The sequence below is a fragment of the Bacillota bacterium genome (assembly GCA_030705925.1).
Classification (GTDB): domain Bacteria; phylum Bacillota; class Clostridia; order Oscillospirales; family Feifaniaceae; genus JAUZPM01.
In genome coordinates, this window is sequence record JAUZPM010000002.1 from 43104 (window position 1) to 69843 (window position 26740).

General features: G+C 36.8%; 27 protein-coding genes and 1 tRNA gene. 6 read left to right on the forward strand and 22 right to left on the reverse strand.

Translation table 11 applies throughout. The annotated features are described in order from the left end of the window. Positions 1 to 9: 9 nt before the first annotated feature. Positions 10 to 2607, forward strand: a complete 2598-nt coding sequence (gene clpB, locus Q8865_00800; protein ID MDP4151966.1) for an ATP-dependent chaperone ClpB — start codon at positions 10 to 12, stop codon at positions 2605 to 2607. Between the two features lie 26 nt (positions 2608 to 2633). Here the strand turns inward: clpB and Q8865_00805 are convergent, their stop codons facing one another. From Q8865_00805 to Q8865_00895, 19 genes are all read right to left on the reverse strand, one after another. Beyond that, a complete protein-coding gene (locus Q8865_00805; GenBank protein MDP4151967.1) occupies positions 2634 to 3257 on the reverse strand; it encodes an ABC-2 transporter permease in 624 nt (207 codons plus the stop codon). Further along, entirely contained in the window at positions 3254 to 4114 is an 861-nt protein-coding gene (locus tag Q8865_00810) for an ABC transporter ATP-binding protein (protein ID MDP4151968.1), read from the reverse strand. Before Q8865_00810 ends, Q8865_00805 begins: the two co-directional genes overlap by 4 nt. Before the next feature lie 3 nt (positions 4115 to 4117). After that, on the reverse strand, positions 4118 to 4492 hold the full coding sequence (locus Q8865_00815) for a GntR family transcriptional regulator (GenBank protein MDP4151969.1): 375 nt from the start codon (positions 4490 to 4492) through the stop codon (positions 4118 to 4120). A gap of 128 nt (positions 4493 to 4620) precedes the next feature. Further along, the gene (locus Q8865_00820; GenBank protein ID MDP4151970.1) at positions 4621 to 5370 is read right to left on the reverse strand and encodes a hypothetical protein; all 750 of its coding nucleotides are present in this window, start codon (positions 5368 to 5370) and stop codon (positions 4621 to 4623) included. A gap of 25 nt (positions 5371 to 5395) precedes the next feature. After that, positions 5396 to 6064: a hypothetical protein gene (locus Q8865_00825; GenBank protein ID MDP4151971.1), complete on the reverse strand. Its 669-nt coding sequence runs from the start codon at positions 6062 to 6064 to the stop codon at positions 5396 to 5398. 14 nt (positions 6065 to 6078) lie between these two features. After that, on the reverse strand, positions 6079 to 7929 hold the full coding sequence (locus Q8865_00830) for an LTA synthase family protein (GenBank protein MDP4151972.1): 1851 nt from the start codon (positions 7927 to 7929) through the stop codon (positions 6079 to 6081). Between the two features lie 162 nt (positions 7930 to 8091). Further along, on the reverse strand, positions 8092 to 9699 hold the full coding sequence (locus tag Q8865_00835; GenBank protein ID MDP4151973.1) for an S-layer homology domain-containing protein: 1608 nt from the start codon (positions 9697 to 9699) through the stop codon (positions 8092 to 8094). Between the two features lie 2 nt (positions 9700 to 9701). Then, on the reverse strand, positions 9702 to 11198 hold the full coding sequence (locus Q8865_00840) for an S-layer homology domain-containing protein (GenBank protein ID MDP4151974.1): 1497 nt from the start codon (positions 11196 to 11198) through the stop codon (positions 9702 to 9704). A gap of 19 nt (positions 11199 to 11217) precedes the next feature. Continuing rightward, a complete protein-coding gene (locus Q8865_00845) occupies positions 11218 to 11793 on the reverse strand; it encodes a hypothetical protein (protein MDP4151975.1) in 576 nt (191 codons plus the stop codon). Beyond that, positions 11786 to 13771, reverse strand: a complete 1986-nt coding sequence (locus Q8865_00850; GenBank protein ID MDP4151976.1) for a nucleoside-diphosphate sugar epimerase/dehydratase — start codon at positions 13769 to 13771, stop codon at positions 11786 to 11788. The genes Q8865_00845 and Q8865_00850 overlap by 8 nt, the downstream gene beginning before the upstream one ends. Before the next feature lie 55 nt (positions 13772 to 13826). Then, positions 13827 to 14531 (reverse strand): CpsB/CapC family capsule biosynthesis tyrosine phosphatase, encoded by a 705-nt coding sequence (locus Q8865_00855; GenBank protein ID MDP4151977.1) that lies wholly within the window; start codon positions 14529 to 14531, stop codon positions 13827 to 13829. Positions 14532 to 14566: 35 nt separating this feature from the next. After that, a complete protein-coding gene (locus Q8865_00860) occupies positions 14567 to 15319 on the reverse strand; it encodes a CpsD/CapB family tyrosine-protein kinase (protein ID MDP4151978.1) in 753 nt (250 codons plus the stop codon). 130 nt (positions 15320 to 15449) lie between these two features. After that, a complete protein-coding gene (locus tag Q8865_00865) occupies positions 15450 to 16127 on the reverse strand; it encodes a Wzz/FepE/Etk N-terminal domain-containing protein (GenBank protein MDP4151979.1) in 678 nt (225 codons plus the stop codon). Positions 16128 to 16529: 402 nt separating this feature from the next. Next, on the reverse strand, positions 16530 to 17078 hold the full coding sequence (locus Q8865_00870) for an alpha/beta hydrolase (GenBank protein ID MDP4151980.1): 549 nt from the start codon (positions 17076 to 17078) through the stop codon (positions 16530 to 16532). 179 nt (positions 17079 to 17257) lie between these two features. After that, entirely contained in the window at positions 17258 to 18097 is an 840-nt protein-coding gene (locus tag Q8865_00875) for an AraC family transcriptional regulator (GenBank protein MDP4151981.1), read from the reverse strand. Between the two features lie 22 nt (positions 18098 to 18119). Further along, a complete protein-coding gene (locus Q8865_00880; GenBank protein ID MDP4151982.1) occupies positions 18120 to 18572 on the reverse strand; it encodes a C-GCAxxG-C-C family protein in 453 nt (150 codons plus the stop codon). A gap of 316 nt (positions 18573 to 18888) precedes the next feature. Then, the gene (locus Q8865_00885) at positions 18889 to 19383 is read right to left on the reverse strand and encodes a hypothetical protein (protein ID MDP4151983.1); all 495 of its coding nucleotides are present in this window, start codon (positions 19381 to 19383) and stop codon (positions 18889 to 18891) included. A 79-nt stretch (positions 19384 to 19462) separates the two neighbouring features. Then, the gene (locus Q8865_00890; protein MDP4151984.1) at positions 19463 to 20161 is read right to left on the reverse strand and encodes an NAD(P)H-dependent oxidoreductase; all 699 of its coding nucleotides are present in this window, start codon (positions 20159 to 20161) and stop codon (positions 19463 to 19465) included. A 431-nt stretch (positions 20162 to 20592) separates the two neighbouring features. After that, positions 20593 to 20669: transfer RNA gene (locus tag Q8865_00895), tRNA-Pro, on the reverse strand. A 177-nt stretch (positions 20670 to 20846) separates the two neighbouring features. Here Q8865_00895 and Q8865_00900 point away from each other — a divergent pair. From Q8865_00900 to Q8865_00920, 5 genes are all read left to right on the forward strand, one after another. Continuing rightward, positions 20847 to 21179, forward strand: coding sequence for a hypothetical protein (locus Q8865_00900; protein ID MDP4151985.1), 333 nt, complete (start codon positions 20847 to 20849; stop codon positions 21177 to 21179). Positions 21180 to 21256: 77 nt separating this feature from the next. Beyond that, entirely contained in the window at positions 21257 to 21694 is a 438-nt protein-coding gene (gene spoVAC, locus Q8865_00905) for a stage V sporulation protein AC (GenBank protein MDP4151986.1), read from the forward strand. Positions 21695 to 21706: 12 nt separating this feature from the next. Further along, positions 21707 to 22720, forward strand: a complete 1014-nt coding sequence (locus tag Q8865_00910) for a stage V sporulation protein AD (protein MDP4151987.1) — start codon at positions 21707 to 21709, stop codon at positions 22718 to 22720. A gap of 5 nt (positions 22721 to 22725) precedes the next feature. Continuing rightward, entirely contained in the window at positions 22726 to 23082 is a 357-nt protein-coding gene (gene spoVAE, locus Q8865_00915; GenBank protein ID MDP4151988.1) for a stage V sporulation protein AE, read from the forward strand. A gap of 57 nt (positions 23083 to 23139) precedes the next feature. Then, positions 23140 to 23946 carry a DUF1730 domain-containing protein gene (locus Q8865_00920; GenBank protein ID MDP4151989.1) on the forward strand — a complete coding sequence of 269 codons (807 nt, stop codon included), beginning with the start codon at positions 23140 to 23142 and terminating at the stop codon, positions 23944 to 23946. Here Q8865_00920 and fabG read toward each other — a convergent pair. The 3 genes from fabG to Q8865_00935 all read right to left on the reverse strand — a co-directional run. Next, positions 23939 to 24673: a 3-oxoacyl-ACP reductase FabG gene (fabG, locus tag Q8865_00925; GenBank protein MDP4151990.1), complete on the reverse strand. Its 735-nt coding sequence runs from the start codon at positions 24671 to 24673 to the stop codon at positions 23939 to 23941. The genes Q8865_00920 and fabG overlap by 8 nt on opposite strands. Beyond that, positions 24666 to 25934 carry a family 1 glycosylhydrolase gene (locus tag Q8865_00930; protein ID MDP4151991.1) on the reverse strand — a complete coding sequence of 423 codons (1269 nt, stop codon included), beginning with the start codon at positions 25932 to 25934 and terminating at the stop codon, positions 24666 to 24668. The genes fabG and Q8865_00930 overlap by 8 nt, the downstream gene beginning before the upstream one ends. Before the next feature lie 23 nt (positions 25935 to 25957). Next, a partial coding sequence (locus tag Q8865_00935) for a DNA translocase FtsK (GenBank protein MDP4151992.1) occupies positions 25958 to 26740 on the reverse strand: 783 nt, incomplete at its 5' end.

Genomic DNA, 26740 nt, shown 5'->3' on the forward strand with positions numbered 1-26740 from the left:
AGGCTTAATATGAATGTTTCAAAATTAACGCAAAAATCTATAGAGGCTGTTCAGAATGCTCAGCGGACTGCAACTGAATATAATCATGTAAATGTCGATTGCGAGCACCTGCTTTTTGCCATGCTTTCACAGGAGGATGGGTTAATTCCTGCTCTGCTTCCCAAAATAGATTTGGATATTGAATCTATGCGCCGTGCCGCAGAGGAAGCGCTAAAACGTATTCCAGGAGTTACGGGACCGGGAAGAGAGATAGATAAAATCTATGTATCGCCGGAACTTGACAAGGTTTTAAACGCTTCGGAAGATATTGCGTCAAAAATGAATGATGAATATGTTTCTGTTGAACATCTTATGCTCTCGCTTATAGAAAACGGAAATAAAGCTGTGACATCGATATTCCAACAGTTTAAAGTTACGAAAGATGCTTTTTTATCGGCTCTTGCGGCTGTGCGCGGTAATACTAGAGTTACAAGTGACACGCCTGAGGACACATACGATGCGCTAAAAAAGTACGGTCAGGACCTTGTCGAACTGGCGCGCCGTCAGAAACTCGATCCCGTTATAGGGAGAGATGATGAAATACGCAGTGTTGTTCAAATTTTATCCCGTAAAACTAAAAATAACCCTGTGCTGATTGGTGAGCCTGGCGTTGGTAAGACGGCCATTGCAGAAGGTCTTGCACAGCGAATTGTACGAGGAGATGTGCCGGACGGCTTAAAAAACCGTCAGGTATTCTCACTTGATATGGGCGCTTTGATTGCAGGCGCTAAATTCAGAGGAGAGTTTGAAGAGCGTTTAAAAGCTGTTCTTCAGGAGATCAAGGCATCTGAAGGCAGGATCATTCTGTTTATTGATGAGCTTCACAATATCGTCGGAGCGGGGAAAACAGACGGCGCAATGGATGCAGGAAACCTTTTAAAGCCAATGCTGGCACGCGGTGAGCTTCACTGCATCGGAGCTACCACTATTAACGAATATCGCCAGTATATCGAAAAAGATCCTGCGCTTGAGAGACGTTTTCAGCCGGTTATGGTTGAGGAACCTACAGTAGAAGATACGATTTCAATACTCCGCGGACTTAAGGAGCGCTATGAGGTATTCCACGGGGTCAAAATATTGGACAGTGCGCTTATTTCGGCAGCAGTATTATCTCATCGTTATATATCTGACAGGTTTCTGCCTGATAAAGCCATAGATCTTATAGATGAGGCTTGCGCAATGATAAGGACAGAGATTGATTCCATGCCTGCTGAAATGGACGATATCTCAAGAAAAATTATGCAGCTTGAAATAGAAGAGGCGGCACTTAAAAAGGAGAAAGACAGCCTATCGGCGGCTCATCTGAGCGAAATCCAGTCTGAGCTATCCAATCTTCGCGACCAGTTTAAGACAATGAAGGCGAGATGGAACTCTGAAAAAGAGGGAATAGGCAAAGTTCAGAAGCTTCGCGAAGAGATAGAATCAGTTGGCGCACAGATAGAAAAGGCGCAAAGAGAATATAATCTTGAAAAGGCGGCAGAGCTTAGTTATGGTCGTCTGCCGCAGCTTCAAAAAGAGCTTGCCGAGGAGGAACGGAAAGCACAGCAGGCTGCATCACATAAAACTCTTTTACGGGATAAGGTGACAGAAGAAGAAATTGCACGCATAATTGCAAGGTGGACCGGAATACCTGTGTCCAAACTTATGGAGGGCGAAAGGGAAAAATTGCTTCATCTTGACATCGAACTGCACAAACGCGTGATTGGTCAGGACGAGGCAGTTCAAAAGGTCTGCGAGGCAATTATCAGATCAAGAGCCGGAATACAGGACCCCAACCGCCCAATAGGTTCATTTATGTTTTTGGGACCGACAGGTGTTGGTAAGACAGAGCTCGCGAAAGCCCTTGCGTCTGCGCTGTTTGACGATGAACATAATATGATCCGAATTGATATGAGTGAATATATGGAGAAATATTCAGTTTCAAGGCTTATTGGCGCGCCTCCGGGATATGTCGGCTATGACGAGGGGGGACAGCTTACCGAAAGCGTCCGCCGCAGACCCTATTCGGTTATTTTGTTCGATGAGGTGGAAAAGGCTCATCCTGACGTATTTAATGTGCTTTTACAAGTGCTTGACGACGGTCGTGTAACAGATTCACACGGAAGGACGGTTGACTTTAAGAACACCATTATAATAATGACATCAAACCTTGGGTCAAGTTATCTGCTTGAGGGGATAGATGAGCAGGGGAATATAACTTCTAAGGCGAAAGCCCAAGTTGAAAATGTATTGCACGCTTCTTTTCGTCCCGAGTTTTTGAACAGACTCGATGATATCGTATTCTATAAGCCGCTTACAAAAAAAGAGATTTCAAGTATTGTTGATTTGATGATAAAATCACTCTCTGACAGACTTGCCGACAGGCAGCTTTCTGTAGAATTGACTGCACGTGCAAAGGACTTTGTTGTTGATCAGGGGTATGACCCGGTATATGGGGCCCGTCCGCTTCGCAGGTTTATACAAAAGAATATAGAAACACTGATCGGCCGAATGATAATAGCACAGGATATAAAACCTGAAACTAATATAGTTGTTGATTATGATGGTGAAAGGCTTATTGCAAAATAAAAAAGGGCTTCAAGCCCTTTTTTATTTTAGAGATCTTTCTTTGAAAATATTGATATTGAGATATTATATGAAAGGAATAGTGAGGCTAAAGTTATAACAGGTGAGGCAAACATCAATCCCTTAATAAAATTATCGCTGGGCATCGGTATATTAGCCTTAAATAAAACAAAAGCAAGCATAAATGGAACTGCCATTATCAAAATCAGCATAATTCGGCTTTTTTCTGTGCCAAATTTATAAATTAGCGGAATCATTATACTGATGAATATCAATGCTATCTCCGAGACAACAAATGCTGTCAGAAACCATTCTGGTTTTATGCTGAGAGATCGAACCATACAAGTAATAAATGTTATCAAAATGGAAGACAGGGAACCGAATAATACTAAAGCCAGGCTGAGGCAATATTTTTCTAAAATAAAGCTGCTTCTAGAAATAGGCATTGTCATTGCATAGATATTCCATTTTGCTAAATCATCATAAGAGAATGACGTTAGAACCATCATAGAAAATACAAAAATTATTATACCTATAACGAAACTTGGACTGTTCATTGTAATGGCAAAAATGCCGTAAAATATAAGGGTTGTAAAAAGCAATTTTGAGTTACGAATCAGGTTAAAGTAGTCTTTCAAAAATAAACCTTTCATTGCACATTCTCCTTTTCCATCAAAAGCAGGATTTCTTCTGTCGTTATATTGTCAATTACATAACCTGGATACTTTCTAGCTGCGTCTTTTTTATTTCTAACAAGTATTTCATAGCCGAAACTGTTGTGGCGCATTCCGGCAATATCGTCTTTTGATATTTTTGAAAATGGTTCTTGACCGCATTTGATCAAACCATAGTTATCAAGCAATATGTCCTTTTCATCAGATAAAATAATTTTTCCGTCTCTAATAAAAGTGATATAGTCAGCGACTTTCTCAAGATCTGAAGTAATGTGTGATGAAAGTAATATTGAATGATCTTCGGCCTGTATAAACTCTAAGAAAATATCTAATATCTCATTTCTTACTACCGGATCCAGACCGCTTGTAGGTTCATCTAAAATTAAAAGTTTTGGGTTATGGGCAAGCGCTACGGCAATAGACATCTTCATTTTCATACCGCGGGAATACTGCTTCATAATTTTATCTTTCGGTAACGAAAACTTACTTAGGTATGATGAAAAAAGACTTTTGGACCAGGAGGCATAAATCTTTGACATGATTTTTGAAATATCGGCAGCATTTAGATTATCATGAAAATAACACTCGTCAAATACTACGCCAATTTGTTCTTTAATCTCTTTTTCATCTTTAATATTATCTTTTCCAAAGATCGAAATTGTTCCGGAGTCTCGCTGGATAAGATTCAGCAGCAGTTTTAATGTGGTAGTCTTTCCGGCTCCGTTTGCGCCGATCAAACCCATTATCGAGCCCTTCGGTAAAGAGAATGACACATTGTCTAGGGTAAAATCACTGTAGTGTCTGGTTAGGTTATTGACTGTTAATATGTTTTCCATTTGTTATTCCTCCAGGTAAAATATCTCAAGAAGGCTGCGGAGCTCATCAAGTGTAATTCCGCTAGTTCTAGCTGTATTAACTGCTTTTTGCAAATAATCTTCAACGATGCGCCTGTGTTCCTCTTGAATAAATTCTAAGTTTTTTGCTGCGACGAAGCTTCCTTTTCCTGTTACAGTTTCTATAAAACCGTCTCTTTCTAAGTCTTCATAAGCTCGTTTTGTTGTTATAACGCTTATTTGAAGTTCTTTAGCAAGAAATCTCATAGAAGGAAGCATATCGCCTTCCTTTAATGTTCCGCTAATAATTAAGTTTTTTATTTGCGAAGTGATCTGCTCATATATCGGTTTGCCGCTTGAGTTGCTTATAATAATATCCACAAATTCACCTGCCGTGTTATATTGTATATATTGAATATATACAATATAACATTATATGTAGTTGCTGTCAAGGCATTTAAATAAAAAAAGCATCTGAATTAATTCAGATGCTCGAGTAAATAGGTTTACTATTTCAATGGGGGATATGCACTTTCATCTATATCAACAGGTGTATAAGCTTGGTTAATGTTTTTAAATTCTATGCTGTAATTTAGGGTTATATTTTTCTTAATATTATTATTATCAAGTTTAAATGTGCTTGAAGCAGTGACATCTGTGATTTGCCCAGATTTATTTATTTTAACGATATAAGAAACATCACTTATGGATATTGCCTGACCTTTTGAATCGAGGTCTGGAACTGAATCAAACAGAATGCTGCTCAAAGGATCTAGCAGCGTATTTCCACTTACGGTAAATATTATTTGACTGCCTGTTTCGGTTTTTGAAGGGCGATATGATTTTACAGCTTTTCCATCGAACTTCATTAGATAACGCAGAGCCGAGACCTTATCAGGTTCTAAATCTTTCCGATATTTGACTCCGTTTTCATCGGAGTATAACGTTCCATTAGCATAGTATGACTTTAACGCCGTTGTTACATCAACCATCTTAGATGCTGATTCCTTAGTAGCAGCTGTTGTAACACCATTTTTCAACTGTTCAGAAACGTTTTCGTTTTTTATAAACTCGTCGACTTTTCCGTTGTATCTGATAGTTGTATTCATTTGCATAACAGAATTTATACTATCTGCATTCTGCAGCATTTTAAATGCATCATCATATGTTTTCAATATTTTAGAATTTGATGTTCCGCATCCAGTTAGTAATGTAGTAAGAATACCAAATAAAGTAATAATAGACAAAAGTTTTTTCATTATGACTCCGTTTCCTGTAAGTGTACTATTTTTTGAAATAAGAATCCAAGTCTGATGGTGTGGTAACTGTATTTCCATCTTCACGGCCGATGTTTATTGTATATTTATATTTAACAGTAACGCCCTGTTTTTTATCGTTTGCAGTAAAATATAGTATCTTTTCATTTTCTTTGGCATCTGATAAAAGTACTTTATCATATTTTAGATTTTTCAAGTTCAGATCTGAAAATCTAAGGGCTGATTTAATATATGCGTCAAGGCTATTTTTCACAACATTTGGATTGAGTTTTAAACCGTTTAATCCATCTAGTTCGCTGGAGGATTTAATGGTGTTGCTTTTTGAACTAATTGGGAATCGGGTATTAAATAGAAACATTGCTTGCTCAGCTTGTCTACTATTAGCTGTAGTAAAGCTTTTTAATTCTGAATCATCTTCATATAGTTTTCCATTAGTATAATAATAATGTAACTTATAGGTACTGTTTGATTGGCTTAAATTTACGTCAGCGTAATAGCTGTTATCTGACTTCTTTATATTTGAATTAATAGAAATTTTATAGCTTCCGCCACTGGTCGATATGTTTGTCTCGATTTTTACTTTATATATGTCTGTAAAATTTCTGGTCTTATTGCTGCATCCCGAAAGCAACATAGATAGGCAAAGCAAAATAGTTAAAAGTAACCCTTTTTTCATTTAACACCTTATTTTCATTTATTGCTTAAGGATGGCTGAGAATAACCTTTGCCAAGCAAACGGTCATAAGTTATCATTTCGTGTAATGCATCCATCTTGGAGATCGTTTGCGCATCATTACCGTTTGTTACGTAGTAAACGGGATTTTTGACAGGCATAGTGTTCGCCAATTTAACAAGGAATGACATGTAATTATCCTGTGGGGCACCTATATACTGGGATACCAGAGCTAAAACATTATATGGGGAAATACCGCTGTCAGGAATCGTTAACTTCTTTCCGGTGTTATAGTTAGAATAAATAATTAACGGAGTGCCGTACATTTTGTTGTTTTCCGATAAACTCCACTCTGTTGGCTGATCTGATTTCACTAAGCCTGATTTAACATAAATCGAATTGTTAGTGCCTAAAGCGGGTAAATGATCGCCGAAATAAACGAGTATTGTCGGTTTGTTTCGGGTATTTATATAGTCAATAATTTTTTGAAAAGCCGCGTCATTATCTTTTGTTCCCTCGCAGTAGTTTTCAAGGATATTTATTTCCTCATCTGAAAAAGATGAATTAGATACTGTAACCGAATGTGAATCGTACTTATCAAGATAGGGAGTATGGTTTTGCATAGTGATACCAAATAGGAATGTTGGCTGTTTTGCTTCGTCTAATGCCTTAATTACTGTATTAGCAAAAGTATCGTCGGAAATAAGTTTATTTTTATAAACAGGTGTTATTCCGAAATCCTCTAAATCCTGCATGCCAATAAATTTATCAAAACCTAAAAGGGGATAGCACCTTTCACGGTCAAAAAATGTTTTGTTATACGTATGGACAGCAACAGTGCTATAACCCAGATCCTTATAGTGCCAAGCATAGGACCAAACAGGATTTTTAACATACTGCTGATACGGGACAGTTCCGGAAGGCAGTTCGTTAACGGTGAGACCGGTAAGCATTTCAAACTCTGGTCTTACTGTTCCCCCGCCAAATGTCGGTGAAATCATTGTCCCCCTTATGGACTGATTATTTATATTATGAATGTTTTTCAGAGGATCAACGCTAAATTTTGTATTTGGGAGCTGCGTTACATCAAATAATGCTTCAGATAGAATAACTATTACGTCAGGCTTTTCAAAGTTACTACTTTCGACAGGCGGATAAGAAGATAAACCTTCCTCGATTGAACTACTTGAATATCCATCCGGCGCAGTGAGACTGTTTTTATTCACACTCATCGAAAAAGATGCGATAAGTCCATTTTTTTGATAGTTATCCGATGGATTTTTTACGCTTGTCATCCCCATAGCCGGAAGTGCCTTTGTACTTATATATCCGCTCTTAAATGATATGACAATTGCAAATACCATTGCAGCGCTTACGGCAAAACGTCTTATAAGAGTGAGATTTATTCGCATATTGGCAACCAGCAAGATAAATAAATACGATAGTAATAGGATCAGCATTAGAATCGAATAGAAAGAAAAATAGACAGCCGATATTGTAGTAAAGCTATCCGCATTTTTCATCAAATAAAGATCCCAAGGAAAAAGATACTGCCTCAACGTTTCGTATTTATTGTAGTCAACCATCGCTAAAATGTATAGCGCTATACCTGTGATTGAGGCGGCCTGCCATATCCTACGTAAAATAAGAAGGCCGACAATATAAATTATTGATATTAATAAAATATCAAATAAGAAAATTAAAGTATTTTCATTAATAAATTTAAAGAGTAGCGATAGGCTATTGAAATGTATAAGCTCTACCATAATTACTAAGAATACAGGGAAAAGAACCGCACCAATAAGTGCAGATATATGAACCCATCGTTTTGCTTTTAATTTATTTGCTATTCGATTTAATGTTTTCATAATAGCTCCAAACTGCAAAAGCTATGCAGTTAAAATAAAGTTAGTTAATTCCGAAATTTATACCATCAAGATTATACGCTATTAGATATTATAATGCAACACACCTTAGTTATATGTTAAGAAATTGTAATAAAAAAGCGGCCCTGATAGGTCGCTTTTTTATTATTTAGTTATAGTTAAATCTCGAAGTAAGTAATACAATATTTTTGCTGCTTCCTGTCTTGTAGCGTTTGAGGATGGATTAAAATTGCTGTTTTCATCTCCTGCGATATACCCTGAGCTATTAAGAGCTGTTACAGCATCTAATGCGTAACTTGCAATATTAGACGAATCTTTGAAACTTATTGTATTTGAAGATTTGAATAGATTTTTAGCTGATGCAGCATTATAGATGATTTTGCATAAATCCTGACGGGTAATTGGCTGACCGACACCGAATTTATTATCACCAACGCCGTTTATTATTCCTGCTTTATATGCGCTTGATACATAAGGGAAATACCAGTCACTACTATTTACATCAGCAAAGCCCGGATTATCATTTGATTGTAAATTAAAAAGCTTAACAATAAGTTTGACAAATTCTTCTCTTGATATTTTATCGTTTGGTGAAAATAGCCCGTCGCCTTTGCCCCCAACAATTCCGCGCAGAGCAAGCTGGTTTATGTAATCTGTTCCCCAGCCATTATTATCTTTAAATGGTGCAGAGTTTTGTTTTATAAGATAACGACCGCTTTTTTCAATACGTGCTGTAAATTTGCCATTTTCATATGTTGACAAAAGCACAACATTTCCGTCAGTATCGTGGAGCGTCATTAGAGGATTGTCACAGGTAAAGCTGATTACGCAGGATTGTGGAAGCAAACCATCAGGCTGTTTATCATTATTGCTGTAAACACTGACATTGATTGCCTTTACATAGCCTTGCGATTTTTCGCTAGCCGTAGTATCAGCATTCTCAACTTTTAATTCTAAACCGTTTTCATTCCAATCACTGCTTGTAGGTGAACCAATTTCTGAATCATTGTTTTGTATTACACAAACCCCGGTTTTTTGAAGCAGTTCTGCTATTTTAGGTTTAGCATCCGTTGTAACAGTGTTAAGACGGTCTGCGGTCTCCTCAGCAAGCTTTTTAAGTGAAATGGGGTCACCATTAGAGGTACTTAACGAATTTAAACTACTTTCAAATGTAGAAGATACATAATTCACGGAAAAATAGCTATCAGAATAAGATAACATTGGCTTGCTATCATTGATTTCAGAAAAAATGCCCAGGAAATTCAATAAAACGCCGGATGTAATTCCATCTTCATCAAATAATGTTTGAAGGTTTGGATAGTCTTCATAAATCAACAATAATATAGAATTGGCATTGTTTGCTTCATCAGTAGTCAACGGGGTCTCTGTACGATTTTGGTAAATATCAGCGTATTTCTTGCGAGTATCTTCAGGAATTAAACGTAAAACTGATATCGCTGTTTTGGCGTCTTGTGGCTCGATATACTGAAAAATTGGAGCTAGTAATGCGCTCGCGACATCTCCACCGCTGGGGTCGTAATTATCGATGTAACTATCGATTAAATCAAGCCCTTTATCGACGATAAGCAAGGGTTTTAAGAATGTAAACAGGTTAGCGCGTTCCTCAGCCGAATAAGTTAACAATCCGTCTATTATTTTTGACATAGAATCAGCGCCAAATGCTGTCGGCGGTGAAATAACCGCCGACAGCATTAAACATATGCATAGTGTAATAGAAATTATTTTTTTCATAGTTATGAAAGATATCCGTCTATATACATTAGCCTATAGATCATAACAGCTGATTCAGAACGTTTAATTTCTTCTTTTGGCTTAAATGATCCATCTTCGTAACCAGATACAATCCCTAATGCAGAACAAGTATTGATATTATCCTGAGACCAGCTGCTAAAAGACGATTTGTCGCTAAAGCTTAATGGATTGGATTTTGGGGCTTGTTTTACCACTCTTGCAACTAATGCAGCAAACTCTTCACGTGTGAGTGTAGCTTCAGGATGGAAACCACCGTCATCATATCCTTTAAATATGCCTAGCTCATCAAGTAAAGCTATATATGGTTCCGACCAGTCTGCAATACTATCTTTATCTGTGAAATTAACTGTTGCATCTGATTTTAGTTCACTTTCAATACCAAGAGCTTTAACTAATACTACTGCAATTTCTTGACGTGTTATTTTTGCTTCAGGATGAAAACCGCCGTCAGGGTATCCTGCAAAAATATGGCGACTCTCTAAAGCGCCTACATAGGGTTCACTCCATGTATTCTGAACGTCTGTGAAAGTTGAGGTTGCCACCGGAGCTGCAATAACTGGGGGGTTTACTGTTGGAGTTTCGGGTTCAGTACCTGAGCCGTTATCAGTGCCTGAGCCATTGGTAGATCCACTGCTACTGCCGCCGCTTGAACCACCGCCAGAACCACCGCCATAACCGCCGCCGCCAACTGTTGAAGGCTCAAATAATCCAATTTCTCTTAACACTTTTGTTATATCAGAGCGAATTGGATCAATAGTTGGGTCTGCAGCGTTAAATGCGCTGCAAAGAACATTTGAAAGGCTATATGTATCGGTAATAGTTGTGCCGTTAATAACAGTGCCACTAAGATAAGATTGTACTGCGTTATCAAATGTAACAGATGATGTTTTGAGCTTTAATTCAGTACTGCTTGTTGATGTGTTTGTAAGATAAATAGAACCCTTTAATGCCGTAAATAAAGTTAATATTGTGTTTGCACCTATACCATGATCGTTTCTGAGCATGTCAATAGTATTCGCAGGAACTAGTGCAACATAAACATTATTTAAAGCATTTTGTGTATCAGTTGAAGAAATTGTAACATCAGATTTATTTTCAAAATCAGTTAATGATTCTTTACGTTTTTCCTCCGGGATACATTTCATAAATTTAAGCAAAAATATTGCATCATCTTTGTTAGCCGTTAAAGCAGCAGAGTAATTATTGTAAAATTCAGTGAGTGCAGAAGGAACTTTGCTGCTATCCTGTAATCCTGCGACTAAAGCGTCAATACCGTCATTTGTCTGAAGATATGTACTCAAAAGGTTAAAATATTCGGTTCTTTTTGCTGCAGTAAGCGATAATAAATTATCACTTATTTTCGTGATTGCACTGGAAACAGATGAAGAGTTTAAATCAACTGCTGCAAAAGCCGACGTAGAAAATAGGCTTGCAATGATTGAGAAAACGAGAAATAAACTGAGTAATTTCCTTTTCATTTTATATGCTCCTTTGAATTTAATTTAATAGATTAGCATATTTAGTGTAAATTTTGGCTATTTGATTTTTTTTATCAGATGATAATGACTGCCTTAAAATTAAGTATGCTCTGCTTATTTCGTCACTTGTTATCCCACCTTTCGGCATACTCAATAATTCGAGGTATTCATTATTCGATAAAGAACTGCTTATTATTGACATTACTTTTAATTTATCGGAAAAAGATACTTCAGACTCAAGCTGTTTTACAGATTCTTCTGTATATTTTAATTTTTGCTGGTTATCCGATACTGAATTATTCGCGTTTTTCCGGGCATCTGTTTCACTTTTATTTGAGCTATCATTACTTTGGGCATCTTGATTTTTATTTATGTTTCCAGATCCACTATTAATATTATTTTTGTTATCATTAGAAGCCGAATCAATTTTTGTATTAGGAGGTGTTTTATTAAAATTTTTCTGATTTTCTGTTGCGATTTCATCAAATACAACTGAAAATGTATGGTTAACGAAGTAAATGCCGCCTATTCCTGCCAATATCAATAGGCTTATAATAATTGAAAGTATTATTAGGATCTTTTTCTTTTTAATCAACCTTACCACCATCTTTATTGGAAGTAACTAATGTATCCAAAGTTTTAACGGATCTAAATAATTCAGGGGAAGATATAATTTCAGTAAATACCCCTTCAGCTGAAGCAAACTTAAACTCGTCAATATTAGGAGAAGAATAGCTTGGAACAACTTGCTTTATGACTTCTTTTATGTTACTTGTATTATTAGATAAAATCACAGACTGAAGTAAAGCGAGGTTTTCCTCAATTTTGTTTAAATTAATCAAGTTTGGTTTTGCAATGTAGATTTTTTGGTGAGTAGTTTTTGTCAAACCTTCTTCTGCTGTTAATAATTCTTCATAAAGCTTTTCACCCGGTCGAAGTCCGGTTATTTTAATAGGAATATCGACATTTGGCTCTAACCCGGACAAGCGTATCATATTAACTGCTAAATCATAGATTTTAACTGGTTCTCCCATATCGAGAACAAAAATTTCTCCGCTTTTAGCAAATACACCAGCTTGAAGTACAAGTTGTGTAGCTTCTGATATAGTCATGAAATACCGGGTGATATCCTTATGTGTAACAGTGACTGGCCCGCCTTTTAAAATTTGCTTCTTGAATAGGGGAACGACAGAGCCATTGCTTCCTAGAACATTTCCGAACCTAACCGCTACAAATTGTTTACCTGTTTTCTTCCATGCACTTTGAACAATCATTTCGCAGATGCGTTTGGTTGTACCCATTATGCTTGTAGGCCTGACAGCTTTATCGGTTGATATTAAAACAAATTTACTTACGCCGTATTTTACGCTGGTATTAACAAGATTTAATGTACCAAAAACGTTATTTTTTATAGCTTCGACAGGATTAGCCTCCATAAGCGGAACATGCTTATGCGCAGCTGCGTGGAATACTACTTCCGGCGAAAAATTAGAAAATATCCTGCATAAACGCTGGTGGTCACGGATACTAGCAATGATGGATACGCATTCTACGTCGGGGAAATTATTGAGCATCTCAAGACCAATATCATAAAGACCATTTTCCCAAATATCCAGAATCAAAATCTTTTTTGGCTTAAAACGGGCAATTTGACGGCATAATTCAGAGCCAATTGACCCTGCGCCACCTGTGACCATAACGACTTTATCTTTTAAATATTCCGAAATTCCGGCGTTATCTAATTTAATTGGATCTCTCGCCAGAAGATCTTCAATTTCAACGCTTCTTAGGTTATCTGAAAAGTCACCTGACATTACTAAGTCATCAACATGCGGCAATACACGAACTTTACATCCAGTTTTACTGCATATGTCGAGGATATCTTTTTTATCCTCATTGGATATTGCAGCTATTGAAAGTAAAATCGTGTCAACTTCGCCTTGCTGACATATTTGTTCAATTTTTTTTCTTGTACCCAGTACCTTTACTCCGCAGATTTCTTTTCCTTTCTTTTTTTTATCGTCATCTATTATTCCTATAAACTCATAATCATTTTTGCCGGTTTGTTTTAAATTGTTGACAATAATTCCACCAGCAGCGCCGGCACCTATTATCAGCACTCTGTTTTTCTTGCGTTCTTCTTCTTGATGAAACCCGAGGGCGCGTCTATTATGTATGAAATAAAAATGTGCAAATATTCTGCTGGCAGTTGTAAGGAGAATGATTAAACATAAAGATATTAAATATACAAGCAGTGCATAATCACCGATTACTTCCCGTATTGCAGGACTGATGGCTATTAACAGAATTGTTGAAACAGAGCAAGCGAAAGCAATACGCAAGTAATCATTTATGTCGGCATAGATAATCACAATACTATAAACTCGGAAAGCAAAAAACGATATAGAGTATACAACAGCAGCCTTTAATACAATAATCCTAAGCGATGTTAAATGCCCTATAGACCAAAAACTTCGAATAACAAGACCTACAAATAAAAATGAGCATACGACAAACAACATATCTAATAGATATAATATGATTTTTCGCCTGCTCAGATAAATTGACTCCATAATATCCCCCGTTAGTGAAATAGTTTTTACTCACATAATACTAAAAGCTTATATTTCAAATAAGAGGCTTTTTATTTGATAGTATTAAAGCTGCATTTTTATCTATATGATTTAGGAAATCAGCTCCAAAATATTTAGTTATTTTGCCTGCGGCGATATCCATTTTGGGGAATCGGGTTTTTAGATTATGTGTATCAGAACCAAGAAGATGGAATTTTTGTTCCTTATATAATTTAATAATATTTCTTCGACCGGTAAAATAGCTTAAAGAGTCAGCATTTATTTGTGAAATAACATCCATCTCTAGTAATTTCAATATTCGATTAAAGCTCATTACGCCCATATATCTTTCAACATGTGCTATAATGGGGTGGAGACCTCTAAGCACAATTTTATATACAGACTCATATATCCAATCCTGCCATGGTTCCATCGGTGGTTCAATTAAAATATATGAAGTATTTTCTATACATAGTTTTTCAAGACCTTCAATAGAATCCACCCCCCGAGTGAGAAAAACCTCAGCGCCAAGTTTAATTGAGATATCGCCCGGTAATGCGAGCTTTTGAAATGATAACGATCTTCGGTTTAAAAAATCATCAACAGACATATGAGCGGCATTATAATGCGGAGTTGCAAGAATAATCGAAACATTCTGATTTTTTAAGAGATCAATCAACTTCAAAGAAGTATCTAGATCAGACGCGCCATCGTCAATCCCAGGCAGTATGTGAGAATGAAAGTCTATCAATGTTTTCACCACCCCATTGAGGATAACTCATATAACAATAAATCTTATAAGTTTTGTTTTACCGGGGATTCAACTTTACTTTCATTACTATCTTCTTCGTTTTCTTTTCCATACCCATAGCCATACCCATAGCCGTATCCATAACCGTAAGAATTTTTCTTTTTATAAGAATTATATTTAGCACCTTTACTCATTGAGTCATTAAGTACAAATCCTAAAACTTTTGTACCTGTAAAATTGATAGTATCAAGTGACCGTTCAATCATATCGTGCGTTGAGTATGCTTGACGGGCAACAACAATAACTCCATTAGCCAAATTTGATATTGCTGTACAGTCTGTAACTACTGTAACAGGAGGGGTATCGATAAAGATATAATCGTAATCTGCAAGTTTCTCATTTAAAAGTTCTGACATATTTGAAGATGACAGAAGTTCAGCCGGGTTTGGGGGAATTGGACCTGAAGTAATGCAGTCATATCCATATTGAGTGTGTTTTATTACTTCGTCGATTTTACAAAAGCCACCGAGAATACTTGAAAGCCCCTTATCATTTTCAAGCTCAAGAAAAACATGTACTCTAGGCCTGCGCAAATCACCGTCAATAATCATAACGCGTGCGCCCATTTCGGCAAAAACATTTGCAAGGTTCATAGTAGTAGTAGTTTTTCCTTCACCGGGAACAGCGCTTGTTATTATTATTCGTTTGCAACCGACAACAGATGATAACGAAAACATTATGTTTGTACGAGCTGTTTTATATGATTCTCTTATTGAAAATCCAGTTTTATCAGACAATAATGTGGCCGGGCGCTGTCCTGATGGAGAAAAGTGAATATTTCTAAATAATATTGGTAATTTTTTTTTATTATTCATAAACTCCATGCACCTCATTAAATATTTCAAAAAACGCCTTTAATTTAAGAATTTATCTATCAGTAATAAGATTCGGGATCACTCCTAGAACAGGTAAATTATATTTTGCTAAAAGCTCTTCCTCGTCACGAACACGAGTATCAAACATTTCAAGCAGGAAACTTATTAAAACACCTATTACTATCCCCAGTAAAATTCCTACAGAAGTATTAGTTTTTATATTAGGAGAGGATGGCACTGTCGGCAAACTGGCATTATCAACAATTTCGACTGAACCACCCTTAACAACGCCGATAATAGCAGAATTCGCGTTGCTTAATACAGTTTCAGCAATAATTCGAGCATGTTCAGGATTAGCACTTGAAACACTAATTTGAATGATTTCTGTATTATTAACTGCAGTAATATTAATCATTTTTTTGAGTTTTTCAACTGACAGCCCAATATTTGTATGCTTAGATACTGCATCCAAAAATGTATCGCTCTTTAAAATAATGCCATATGTATTTGCCAGCTTTTGAGAAGCTGATATATCATTAATATTAAGAGATTCTTCGCCTGCTTTACTGTTATGTACGTAAAGCATGCCCTTAGATGTGTAATTTGGATCAATAAATATCGTGCTGTAGATGTAGGATACAATGCCGGATATTATAACCAATGAAACTATTAGCCAAGCTCTGGCTTTAAGTATCCGAATAATATCTAATAAAGTTAGTTCATTAGCCAAAATTCACACCGCCTGTTTGAAATAAATATATTAAAACATTTAAATTATAACATGTGTGATAATTCACAACAAGGACTTTTATATAAAAATATCAAATATAATATAAAAAGTGTAAGAAATTGTAACCAAAAATTTACTAATTACTGACAGATATTTAAATGGCAAAAGTTTTTAGCATGTTGCAATTTAATTTTTTTAACTAACATGTGCACTAGCAATATGAATAATTTAGTAAATATTAATAGAAACAAAAACAATATTAAGTGTAAATTAATGTAAACTCAATAATTACGATACAAATACTTTAAGGTTTTATTAATACTTTTTAAAAAGACTGATAAATAAAAAAAGAGCCACTGATATTATTATCAGTGGCTGATTGGTATGTAGTTAAAAAAGACATCATAGCTGCTCATTTTTGCAAATGAAAAACCATTTTTTTAACTGTTCTGTTACTTTAGTAAAGGTATCCTCTAATAAATAAATATCGTTATGTAGTGCATTTTTGATTTCAAAAATATCCACAACATCACATTTTATATTTTTGCATTTGTCGACTATTTCAGGGACATCTCTTGAACCATATAAAATCATAGTTGGATTTTGCTCATTATATTTCCATTCAGGAAGATTTTTTATTATTTGATGATTTATACCGCGATATAATTCTTTAACACGATAGCTTCTCAGATTGTCAAGTAATTCTCTTGTTCTTCCGCCATAATCAGAGGCAAGTGCCGGAGAAATTCCGATAGAGAAATCTGCGGAGCTTGACATAGCGAAACGGCCTCCGGAGGAATGCCCAACTGCTACTACTTTTCCATACTGTCGGCAAAACTGAGTTGCGGATTCTATTTCCTCTAAAACCCGATCATCCAAAGGATTATTATTTTCTCCATGACCACGCTGATCGATTACATTTACTGTAAGACCAATTTCAGCAATACGCATTGCCAAGCCTACAGCCAGTGAATTACCAAAGCAGCACCGTATGATTCTTCTGGAGTTAATAATATACTCGGGGTATGAAACTCGTTCTTTTCTATTAATATTCTTTGTATTTTCATTGTACGTCTCCTTTGAATAACAACAATTGTAAATTCATAAAAATATGTGAAACAAGAATACTATTATTTTTTAATTTTAGTTGGTGAGGTACCCGAAATTTTCTTGAATTGAGAATTGAAGGTAGACAAAGATTCGTAACCACATAAAAAGCAAATGTCTGTAATTAAGTAATCTGTATTTTCAATCAAAAATTTGGCTTTTTTAAACCTTTTGTTATTTATCCATTGCTTGGGGGTTGTTCCGTAAATATCTGCAAATTTTCTTTTAAAGGTACTGACACTCATATGAAGCGCGTTTGCAATATCCGTAATACTCATGTGTGATGTATAATTTAATTCCATATAATCCTTAATATCGTCACTTATACTTAAACACGAATTGATAAAAGCGAGTATGTCATTAATAGTATTGTCATGAAATAAAAACATTAGCAATTCTCTTATTTTCAACTTCAGTATGTCGCGATAATCGTTACGATCATCCGTTAAAAGCTTTGTAATCTGTTCGGCTTCCTTTTGCATATAGGTTCCCATGATTCCATGCACATATGGAACCTGGCTGGCACAAATTTTATAAATTCGGTTTTTATCATATAACTGTTTGATTTCTTGTAAGCACTCATTAGAAATAAAAACAAGGAGACTTTCATATCTGTCATTGGTCAAAATCTGATTCATAATATAATTGCCTTTGCGAAAAAAACCAAACTCACCTTTTGAGAGTACAGTCGTATAATCACCGCAGATTAATTTTTTCTTCCCCTCCAAAACTATTATGAGCAGATTATCAATTACATTGGTTGGTATTTTGGACGGAGCGCATTCCATATATTTTGTAATATATAATTGCGATTTAAAATCGTCTATTTCAACAATATTTTGCAATTCATTGGGTACAATCATGAAATGCCACCTTCTCAAAAAATTAAAGGAAATTACTTTCTAATAGTTCCACAGTCTTACCTACTAATGTCCTGCATCTTGTTCCAAACACATTTTTTTGCGCTTGCGCCATATCTTCTGAATTATTTAAATCAAGTTTAATCAGTTCCCGGCAGTCTGTTGCACCGAAAGCTTCACGGAATAACTGTATAAACTGTTTACCACCATTATAGGCGTCAATTCTCTTTTTTACAACTGTGGCCGAATCTTCCCCATATTTAAGTCCTACTACCATTAAGGCGCCGGTTAAGCATCCGCAGGTTTTTCCCGTTTTGCTCATGCCTCCGCCAAATGCAACAGCCATTCTCTCGACTACCTCCTTTGGAACATGCAGTTCATCAGCGTAAGACATTACTACCGCTTGCGCACAATTGCAACCGTTGTCAAAGTAATTCATCGCAGCTTCATTCTTATTCAATGTAATCCTTCCTTTCATTTTTATAAGAATAGATTACAGCTTTTCTATGGGAGAAACCAACCAAAAAAGTTCAGAATATTACAGAAAAGGTTCAATGCTTATCTGCGTCACCTAATATTAATAATCTGAAAACTATTTTATTTTGAGTATTACCAAATATGAAGACAACGTAAAAGATCCATGTGTGGGGTTTAAACCCTGACACATGGATCTTTTTTGGCAAGTCTGGTCAAAAAAGAAATGCGTTATCACTTCCCAGTTTGCTCATTACACGCAATTCAACTTGCTTGTGAAATATTTCATAGCTGTAGCCTGCTTCTCTAATCTGATATATTTATTGATAATAATTCTTAAGGTACTCTATCCATTCCGAGTATATCTTGTTGGCACTTTTTCCAAAAGTCTTTTGATAATCTTCAGTTTTTATCAGTTGCAAAACCTTATTCCAACCATAATCATCGTTGATGAATTGTATATAAGTCGGCGCAAGTTGATAGCCTCCCATACCTGAAAATTGGATGGGATTCTTTGTCTGGAGATCTGAATAGGATGGAAGTATATGATCCTGCAGATATGACCTATAGAACGGCTCTCCATTTGACATATACAGTGCCATGCCTTCTGTTAGCCATAAATGAATATGTGGATTAAGAATGTTTGCATAGGCATGAACCATTTCGTGAAGCACGGCTTCTTTATTATCATCATATGTATGTATTTTTCTGGGGTTGGCGGGAGAAGTAAGAATTACCCTCGTACCTATATTATCCCCGATATACCTGTCGAGTCCCAGCAATGGCGCAATGTACCCGTATTTTTTTGCCTGCATGGTAGATTGATGATCATAGATGTAAATCGTAACATTCTTGTTTTGAGTTTCAAATATTTTTAACTCATTTGAGAGAATATTACCAAGGCCTTTCTTTCTCGAGCCAGCCTTGCTCTTGCCAATACCTCACATCCGCAGGGTTAAAATGAAATTTTTTCTGCATAAATCTCATGGCATAAAATAGGCCTTTTACCCTTAGCGAAGGCTTGATATTCCTGCTTGCAGCTTTTATTTTTACCGACATTTTTTCGATATCCTTTTGAAACTGAAATTTCTTTTTTTCGCTTACGGTATTCCAGTCGGCCGCATTGACATTTCTCCCAAAGATGTGAATTCGTGCAACCCCCCAGAATGTCATGCTGTCTTTCAGATCTTTCAGCGTAGACTTTGTTCCAGCACCCGCCGCTGTAGAGATAAGAAGCGCTTGCTTATGAAACATTTCCCTCATCGGCTGATGCGGCATCCAGCGATATCCAAAATGATCAAGGAAAGCCTTTACCTGCCCAGGAACATGATAGACATAAACGGGCGCGGTAAATATCATCAGATCGGCCTCACGCATGGATTCGATCATTGGTTTGAGATATTCGTAATCAGGGCATTTTGTATATTCGGTAAAGCATTGCCAGCATCCTCTGCAAAAATTGGGCATACTTTTAGGCAAAAAGAATTCCGTTACGTCGCAGCCTTCGGATAATTGACCGATAAATTGTTGTGCGATATTGTACGTACTGGATTTTGCTTTTCGCTGTGTTCCATATATAACAGCAATTTTCATTTTATTCCCCATACTTTCAAGCATAAATATAGACGGCATTTCTTTTATTGAGGGCGTTTTCGGACGCTACGTTATATGTTGGAAAGGCCGACATTCACAAAATTTAGTTTATAAATAAGATAGTCGGAAAGCAGTAAGTCATTTTAAATCAATTATATCAAACAAACGAATTATTGTCAGTCAATTTTGTTTCCGAGTATAATTAAAGCCCTGTTACCAGCCATATCCAAAGCCTGTGCGACTTTAAGGTTAGAACGTATTGCATCGGCGAAATCGCTATTCTTCATCCGTATCATAACAATTTGGTCAAAAACGTAATTTGTTTACATGTGCATGTCTCCATCATAATAAAGATATAATGTATGATAATTCATTATAAATAAAAAACGCATATACGCAAATTAATTTTATAATTAGCGTATATGCATTTTTGGTCGGAGTGGCGGGAGTTGAACCCACGGCCTCTTGGTCCCGAACCAAGCGCTCTACCAAACTGAGCCACACCCCGGAATTTTCATTGCTTAATAATTATAGTTATGTTTCTCTTATATGTCAAGAAAAGATTTGTGTTACAAGGCATTATTATTATACAAATTTACCAAAAAGATAATTTGATAGTTTTTTGAAACATAAAATCTTTAATTTATTTTTTAATTGCTTTATAATTAAATAAAGGAGAATGCATATGAAAAAATCAATTATTCTGTTAACAGTAGTTGCAACTGCCTGTATTGTATTAATATCAGGCTGTTCGGCGCAGCAAACGAAAGTTAATTCTAAAAACTCAAATAGTACGCAAAATATAACGGGTACATATGTGGGGCTTGCAGACAGTAATTCTTTTGAAGTGACGCTTGACAATAAAATAAATGGACAAAATGAAATTGTAATTAGAATAGGAGATTCAGTTAGAAATTCATTCGAGTCGCTCAATCTGCAAACAGGTGACCATATACGTTTTTCATTTGAATCTATCAAAGGTCAGCAACCAATTTTAACAGATATTAATATACAATAAAAGAAGCCGTGTCTACGGCTTTTTTTATTTTGTATATAAAAATAAAAATTCAGCAAAATAATGCTGAGGTGTTATTCATGAAAAAGGAAGAATATACAAAGTATGTACAGCAGACTTCAAAAAAATCGCCATTACTTAAAGACTGTATTAATGCCTTTTTATATGGTGGAGCAATATGTACCGTCGGACAAGGGTTTAGTAATTTATATAAAAGTATGGGACTTTCAAAAGAGGCTGTATCGTCGGCAGTTTCAGTAACTATGATTTTTTGGGGTGTCTTTTTGACAGCAATAGGAGTTTATTGGAGACTGGCGAAGCATGCCGGAGCAGGAACTATTATTCCAATCACAGGTTTTGCAAATTCAATTGTTTCTCCGGCGATTGAATTTAAAAGCGAAGGTTTAGTACTGGGTGTTGGAGCAAAAATGTTTGTAATTGCCGGACCTGTTTTGGTTTATGGAATATTGACATCATTCATCTATGGGATCATTTTGTATATTTTGCAAAAGGTATAAGGGGGAGGAAATATGAAACGTTCAGGCAACCAAACCCTTATTTTTGATAATGTACATGTTGCGTCCAGCGCTGGTGTAGTCGGGAAAAAAGAGGGCGAGGGTCCGATTGGGCAAGTTTTCGACTACATTGGAATGGACGCGCATTTCGGTGAAGACACTTGGGAAAAAGCTGAAACACGTATGCAGCAAATGGCTGCTGACTTCGCTTTAAAAAAATGCAATAAAACAAAAGACGATGTTGATGTTGTAGTAGCAGGGGATTTATTGAATCAGTGCGTTGGAAGCGACTATTCTGTTACCCCTCTCGGCAAAGCCCATCTTGGAATTTTTGGAGCATGCTCAACAATGGCTGAGTCACTTATTATTTCAGCAATTATGACTGACGGAGACTATGCAAATCGCACGCTCGCAATGACATCGTCTCATTTTTGCACTGCTGAACGTCAGTTTAGATACCCGCTTTCCTATGGTTCGCAGAGACCCCCTACTGCACAATGGACAGTAACAGGAAGCGGTGCATTTGTTGTTGAGCGCATGCCTAATCCCAGCGGAATTTGTATTACTAAAGCTGTAATCGGTACTCCTATAGAGCTTGGAATTACTGATACTAATAATATGGGCGCGGCTATGGCTCCGTCTACAGCGTTTACAATTCGCAGTTTTTTAGAGGATACACGGACTGCACCGACAGATTATGATTTAATTTTGACGGGCGATCTTGCAGAGGAGGGAAGCAGGATCCTTATTGATATATTAAAAAATGAAAATAATATAGATATAAGCGGTGTTCATAAAGACTGTGGACTTATGATTTTTGATAAGGTAAAACAGGATGTCCACTCAGGGGCGTCAGGCTGCGGATGTTCTGCTGTTGTATTAGCTTGTGAAATTATGGCGAGGTTTCAGCGCGGCGAACTTAATAATATATTATTCATAGGAACTGGGGCACTTATGAGTACAACCAGCGCACAGCAAGGGCAGCCTATAGTAGGTATTGCTCATCTTGTGCAGATTGAGAGGAGGTAGTTCACCTGGATTATCTAAAAGCATTTGTAACCGGAGGGGTTATTTGTATAATTGCTCAGATTTTGATAGATAAGACTAAGATGACCCCTGCCCGTATTGTTGTTTTATTTGTAAGCTTAGGTGTTGTTCTTACAGGTATAGGAGTGTATGGTAAAATAGTTGATTTCGGCGGGGCAGGCGCCACTGTACCGATTATAGGATTTGGGTATGCACTTGCCGAAGGTGTAAAAAAGGGTGTAGAAGAGAAAGGCTTGCTTGGCATATTGGCAGGCGGGGTAACAGCAACCTCTGCCGGTATTGCGGCGGCAATCTGTTTCGGGTATATAGCTGCAATATTAGGAAAGTCGGAAACAAAAAAGTAAAAACATTGATAAAGCCGCATTTTTTTGGTATAATTTCCTAAGAAAGGCGGCTTTATTATGTTATATGAAGTAATGAAAAAAGCTGGACTGTCACTTTATAAATTATTGAGATTTGAAGATGCTTCAAAGTATCTAACCGAAGATATTAACAGCTTTAAAAGTGTCATTGTTTTTGCAGTTCCATACTATTGCGGGATAGAGGGCGGCAATATTTCACTATATGCGAGAGGTGAGGATTATCATGTTGTCCTAAAAAGAAGGGCTCAACTTGTAATTGATGAATTACAAGCTGATGTTAATGTTAACTTCTCCATATATACAGACAATTCACCTTTTAAGGAGGTTAAGCTTGCTGCCGCATCAGGTCTTGGCCTAATCGGAAAAAATGGATTACTGATTACTAAAGATTACGGGAGCTTTGTTTTTATCGGTGAAATACTAACAGATATGCTGTTTGATGAATATGATTCCCTTTCTGAAATATTAAAATGTGAAAATTGCGGGCTATGCATAGAAAAATGTCCGGGGGGAGCTTTGTCGGGGCATAACTTTGATAAAACCTTATGTGTTTCAGGGGTAACGCAAAAAAAAGGGGAATTAAGTAAAACAGAAACTGATCTAATTAAAAATTCTCTCACTATATGGGGATGCGACATTTGCCAAATCGTATGTCCCCATAACAAAGATATTTTTGAAACGGATTTAATAGAGTTTAAGGGGAATCGAATCAAAAATATATTTGAAAGTGATGTTAAATTTCTTACTAATAAAACGTTTAAAGAAAAATATAAAAACCGTGCATTCACGTGGCGCGGGGTTGAACCGTTTAAAAGAAATACCAAAATTAATTTTGAAGCTAAATAACAAATCCACCGTTAGGACTTAAAACCTGTCCAGTAATAAAATCGGCTTTTTCGGAAGCTAAAAATAAAATAGAATTTGCAATATCGATGGGTTTCCCAAAACGCCCTAGAGGGGTTTCACAGCATAGAGATTCAATATCGTCATTTGATAAAAATGCATTCATTTCTGTACTGATAATTCCTGGGGCAACACAATTGACCTGAATATTTGAGGGGCCGACCTCTTTTGCAAGTGCTCGAGTCAATCCAATTATAGCAGCTTTTGACGCTGAATAATGAACCTCACATGATGCACCGCTGATTCCCCAAATTGATGATACATTTATAATTTTACCGCGCTTTTTATTTATCATAGAGGGCAGCGCATTTTTGCAGCAATGAAAAGTTCCTGTGATATTGACATCAAACATCCGGTGCCACTCATCTTCTGTTATATCACAGAAAAGTTTTTGCTGAGCGATACCTGCATTATTAATGAGGATATCGACATTCCCAAAAACTTCGTTTGTATACGAAAAAAGTTCTTTTACATCCGATTCTACAGCAATATCTGCAGCGTAAATTTCAGCCATATATCCTTTTTCCCTAAGGCTTTTATATAAGGTTACTGCTTGGCTTTCAGAATGCAGATAATTTATCATTACTTTGTCGCCCTGTTCGGCGAATAGCTCAGCAGTAGCTCTGCCTATGCCTCTTGAACCGCCGGTAATAAGCACTGTCCTATTCATCAGTTTTCCTTTCAGTTAGCTTATTTATTATATTACTAAAAGCCGAAGCACTGTCTTTAGCTATTATTTCATTATTATCTATGTAATATAACCCGGTATGCTTGCCGGAACTGCTTAAGTAACGATAATTATCAAAAAGAGAACAGATATAATACCCGCGTATATCTACCCAGTTTAGCAGCAATGATTCAATTGACGTGATATTTGTATTAATAAGATTAATTTTAGACATATCGCTCTTAATTGCGTCAGACTTATCAAGTGGTGGAGTATGAAGTCCATTATCTATTATATACATAGGTAAATGCATCTGCCTGTGTATGTTATAGCAAGCAGTCAGAAAACCATCTTTATCAACAATAGCTGCATTAGTAAAATCAGAAATTTCATTAATGTGACTTTGATGGCTAATGCGGAGTTTTCCATAATAACTTACCGAAACAAAGTCGAGATTAGAAGAAATGACTTCCATATCTCGACGACGTGTATGAAATTTAACTCCCTTAAGAAACATAATCAACCGGGTAAAAAACGGGTAAATGCCGTTTGAGAGGGCCTCGGTAAACCATTTGTTCATAAGAATGTTTATTATCCGAGCCCAAATAAGGTCTACAGGTTTTGCGGACTCAGGCTCAAATTTGATTACCGATAGAGCGATACCTATTTTTCCTTTTAGTTCCATGCTGCGAAAAGCTCGTACAGCAGCACCGTGAGCAAGCAAGAGATTATGTGCGGTTAAGATTGCCTCAGACAATTTTTTGCGCCTTGATTTAACTCCGTTTTGTAGAAAGCCTCTGAAATATACATAATGATTTGGCTCATACAAGGTTATCCAGTTATCGACAAGTTGCCCGAATCTCTCAAAACATACTTTTGAATAATACTCAAAGAGTGAGACCGCATTTCTTTTGGTAAACCCGTTTGCTTTCAGTAAAAATGGCGGAACCTCAAAAGACAGGAGTGCTGCCGTTATATGTAACCCCTTATTCTTTAGTTCCAAAATCATCTGTTTATAATACTGAACTGCCTGTTCGTTCACTTCGCCCTTTTCATTTTTAATAATAGCCTTCCATGATAAAACAAATAAGAACGAATTGGCACCTGATTTTTTTATCATTTCAGCAATATCCGAATTGTTTAATTCTACGTGTGGCTGCTCTGATTCACATTCAAAACGATCATCAAATGGCAGTATATGCACGGGTGAAAAGGTGTTTTCGGCTACACCCCAGCAGAACTTTGATGAAAAGATCCTGCCCATGTAATACCCCCTTAGGTAAATAATTATTCGGTCAAATCCAGCTGCCTTGACTGAAGTTCCAGCCATTGCTGCCGTGTTATAAGCACTTGACGCGGCTTCGATCCTTCATATGGACCGACGATACCCCGTTCTTCCATCTCATCGACTATCCTTGCTGCGCGTGCGTAACCGAGCTTAAGGCGCCGTTGAAGCAGTGACGTCGATGCGCTTCCGGCTTCTATTACACAATCGATAGCCTCATTAAGCATAACGTCAGGAGCATCTCCGCTATCGTTTCCTTTAACTGATTTCTCTTTTGCCGCTTCACGTTCTATCTGCTCGATAACGCTTTCGTCATAGTCTGCATTATGCTGTTTCTTAATAAAGTCGACAACATGTTCTACTTCTTTATCAGATACAAAACAGCCCTGAACTCGAACAGGCTTTGCGGCACCCATAGGATAAAACAGCATATCGCCTCGTCCAACAAGTTTTTCAGCGCCGCTTCCATCCAAAATAGTACGGGAATCTACACCAGACGACACGGCAAACGCTATACGGGATGGAATATTCGCCTTAATTATTCCGGTTATGACATCAACCGACGGCCTTTGCGTTGCAATAACAAGGTGCATTCCTGCAGCTCTCGCCATCTGCGCAAGGCGGCAAATTGAATCCTCGACTTCTGCAGGGGACACCATCATTAAGTCCGCAAGCTCATCGATTATGATAACGATGCGGGGAAGGGAAATGATTTCATCGTCACCGACTGCAAGCTGATTGTATCCGTTTATATCACGGACACCGCTGTCAGCAAAAAGCTTATA